This window comes from Mesorhizobium sp. M7A.F.Ca.US.005.03.2.1, assembly GCF_003997795.1.
In the GTDB taxonomy this organism is placed as follows: Bacteria; Pseudomonadota; Alphaproteobacteria; order Rhizobiales; family Rhizobiaceae; genus Mesorhizobium; species Mesorhizobium ciceri.
In genome coordinates, this window is sequence record NZ_RZRP01000731.1 from 1 (window position 1) to 3,212 (window position 3,212).

5 protein-coding genes are annotated in these 3,212 nt (G+C 64.5%); 3 read left to right on the top strand and 2 right to left on the bottom strand.

The features are described 5' to 3' along the window. On the bottom strand, window positions 1-325 hold a 325-nt coding region (locus EN991_RS29220; RefSeq protein ID WP_348628065.1), incomplete at its 3' end, for an AIR synthase related protein. A 238-nt stretch (window positions 326-563) separates the two neighbouring features. Between EN991_RS29220 and EN991_RS29225 the strand changes: the two genes are divergently transcribed. The 3 genes from EN991_RS29225 to hdaA are packed head-to-tail and all read left to right on the top strand — an operon-like array spanning window position 564 to window position 3,001. Continuing rightward, window positions 564-1,091 carry a CDP-alcohol phosphatidyltransferase family protein gene (locus EN991_RS29225; protein ID WP_127370045.1) on the top strand — a complete coding sequence of 176 codons (528 nt, stop codon included), beginning with the start codon at window positions 564-566 and terminating at the stop codon, window positions 1,089-1,091. 1 nt (window position 1,092) lies between these two features. Continuing rightward, window positions 1,093-2,295, top strand: coding sequence for an AI-2E family transporter (locus EN991_RS29230; RefSeq protein WP_013532443.1), 1,203 nt, complete (start codon window positions 1,093-1,095; stop codon window positions 2,293-2,295). 1 nt (window position 2,296) lies between these two features. Further along, on the top strand, window positions 2,297-3,001 hold the full coding sequence (gene hdaA, locus EN991_RS29235) for a DnaA regulatory inactivator HdaA (protein ID WP_013532442.1): 705 nt from the start codon (window positions 2,297-2,299) through the stop codon (window positions 2,999-3,001). A 15-nt stretch (window positions 3,002-3,016) separates the two neighbouring features. On the opposite strand, the gene EN991_RS29240 is transcribed toward hdaA, so the two are convergent. Next, the coding region (locus EN991_RS29240; protein ID WP_127370046.1) for a hypothetical protein at window positions 3,017-3,212 on the bottom strand (196 nt) is incomplete at its 5' end.

Below are 3,212 nucleotides of genomic sequence, written 5' to 3' on the forward strand. Positions count from 1 at the left end.
GTTCGGCACCTTGCACGACGATGTCGTTGACGCACATGGCGACGAGGTCGATGCCGATCGTGTCGTGCTTGCCGGCATCGATGGCGATCTTGAGCTTGGTGCCGACGCCGTCATTGGCCGCCACCAGCACCGGATCGGTAAACCCGGCCGCCTTGAGGTCGAACAGGCCGCCGAAACCGCCGATCTCGCCATCGGCGCCCGGCCGGCGCGTCGCGCGCACCAGCGGCTTGATCTTCTCGACCATGAGATTGCCGGCATCGATATCGACACCGGCCTCGGCATAGGTGAGCCCGTTCTTGCGCTTGTTCACGTCGCGCTTGCTCATTTCTGGTGCCCGTTCAGCAATTTTCCTTGTCGCGGGCTCTTCGCATGAACGGTTTCTGTCCGCAAGGATAACGGCCATCTCGGCCTACAAAACCGTGGACAGCGCGCACGTACAGGCGCTCGTGATTGGCGAAAGCCAAGCTGAAGGCCGCTCCCGTGCGGGGAGATCGGCAGCTCCTCCCTTGTTGCCACCCGCCATCTTCATCATCTATCTCCGACCAAGAGGAGGTGCCAGGCATTTGACCATCCCCAACCTGATCACCATCCTGCGCCTTGTCCTGGTGCCGGCGGTGGTGCTGGCGATGCTGCAGGCGCGCTGGGACTGGGCTTTTGCCGGGTTCCTCGTCGCCGGCATTTCGGACGGCGTCGATGGCTTCATCGCCCGCCGTTTCAACCAGCAGTCCACGCTCGGCGCCTATCGCGATCCGATCGCCGACAAGCTGCTGCTGGTTTCGGTGTTCGTGGTCATGGGCCTCATCGGGCAATTGCCGCTGTGGCTGGTCGTCACCATGGTGTCGCGCGACGCGTTGATCGTCTGCGCGGTTTTGCTGTCCGCCGTCATGGCCCATCCGGTCGAGATGAAACCGCTTTTCGTGTCGAAGGCCAACACCGCCATCCAGATCGTGCTGGCGGCGGTTGTGCTGGGTGAACTTGCCCTGTCGGTTCATCTCGACCCGCTGAGGCCGGTTCTCATATTGCTGTCTGGGGTCTTGACCGTGGCTTCGGCCGCAGCCTATCTCGTGACTTGGCTGAGGCACATGAGCTGACATGACGAAGGCTCCACTCCGGACATCCGAGACAGAAGCGGCGGCGATCGAGGCCGCGGCCGCCGACATCGCCGCGTCCGCGACCTTTCGCCGCCAGATCTTCTTCTGGCTGGCCGGCGCCGCGCTGCTGGCGCTTTTCCTCTATGTCTTCAGCGCCATCCTGCTGCCCTTCGTCGCCGGCATGGTGCTTGCCTATTTCCTCGATCCCGTTGCCGACCGGCTGCAGCGGCTCGGCCTGTCGCGTTTCATGGCGACGGTGGTCATCCTCATCACCTTCCTCATCGTGCTGGTCCTGGCCTTTGTCATCCTCATTCCGGTTCTGGCCACGCAGATGGCCGATTTCGCCGGCAAATTGCCGGAATATCTGACCCGGCTGCAAAGCCTGATCACCTCGTTCGATCCGAAATGGCTGGAGCAGAAGTTCGGCGTCAACGCCAATAGCTTGCGCGACGGGCTGAATTCGCTGCTGACCTCCGGCTTCGGTTTTGTCACCACCGTCTTCACCTCGCTGTGGAGTTCCGGCATGGCGCTGGTTTCTGTGGTCAGCCTGTTCGTGGTGACACCGGTGGTCGCCTTCTACATGCTGCTCGACTGGGACCGCATGGTGGCGGTCATCGACGGCTGGGTGCCACGCGACAACGTCCAGACCGTGCGCGCCATCGCACGGGACATCAACACCGCCACGGCAGGCTTCGTGCGTGGCCAGGGCACGCTGTGCCTGGTGCTGGGCGCCATGTATGCCACCGGGCTGACGCTGACCGGACTGAACTTCGGCATCCTCATCGGCCTGTTCGCCGGGCTGATTTCCTTCATCCCCTATGTCGGCTCGCTGACCGGGCTGGTGCTGGCCGTCGGCGTCGCCTTCGTCCAGTTCTGGCCGGACTGGACGATGATCGTCGCGGTCGCGGTCGTGTTTTTCATCGGCCAGTTCATCGAGGGCAACATCCTGCAGCCGCGGCTGGTCGGCAAGAGCGTCGGCCTGCACCCGGTATGGCTGATGTTTTCGCTGTTTGCCTTCGGCGCGCTGTTCGGCTTCGTCGGCTTGTTGATCGCGGTGCCGGCTTCGGCCGCCGTCGCCGTGCTGGTGCGGTTCGCAATAGCCCGCTATCTCGAATCGCCGCTCTACAAGGGCCGCGGCGCGGCACCTGTGCCGCAGCTTCCGGCCGATCGCGGCGGCGGCCACCGCACGCAACCGCGTCGCTGAAGTGACTGCCCAGCCAACCGACCCGCCGCGCCAGTTGCCGCTCGACCTCGGCCATGGCACCGGCTATTCGCGTGACGAACTCGTCGTCTCCGGCACCAACAACCAGGCGGTTGCGCTGGTCGACCGCTGGCCGGACTGGCCATCGCCGGTGGTGGTGCTGGCCGGTCCCGCGGGTTCTGGCAAGACGCATCTGGCCTCGATCTGGCGCGCGCGTGCCAATGCGGCGGCGGTCGACGCCAGGCGCATCGGCGACAGCATCGCCAATCTCGGCGCGCGGCCGGCGCTGATCGACGATGTCGATACCGGGACGGTTGACGAACAAGGCCTGTTCCATCTGATCAATGCGGTGCGTGGTGCCGGCTCGCAACTGCTTCTGACGGCGCGCCGCTTTCCCTCGGCCTGGGGTGTTGGCCTGCCTGATCTTGCCTCGCGGCTGAAGGCGGCTGCGACAGTCGAAATTCATGAGCCCGACGATCTCTTGCTGGCAGGCGTCATCACAAAACTCTTCGCCGACCGTCAGATCGAGGTCGAACCGCATGTCGTGCAATATCTGGTCCGCCGGATCGAGCGCTCGCTGGCGACAGCGATGCGCGTGGTGGAGCGGCTCGACCGGACGGCGCTCGAACGCAAGACGCCGATCACCAGGGCGCTGGCAGCCGAAACCGTCAGCGCCATGGATGAAGGGCAGGGCGAGTTCGAGATCTAGCCTGAGAGGCCGGTCTCAGAGCCACATTCTGGCGAAATGACGGACCGCGAGATAGACGGCAGAGTGAGCGGCGATATAGCCGGCGGCGACCAGCACAAACATCCCGATACTGACACGCCAGGAGCGGGAGACCACGGCGCCCGGGGCCTGCCTCGCCTGTCTGCGGCTTTCACGGTTGTTCCACATCGCCAGTGCGGCGCAGGCAATTGCC

Bases quoted from the DNA above. Each gene is read 5' to 3' on its own strand.
- EN991_RS29230 (WP_013532443.1), top strand. From the start codon at position 1,093: ATGACGAAGGCTCCACTCCGGACATCCGAGACAGAAGCGGCGGCGATC.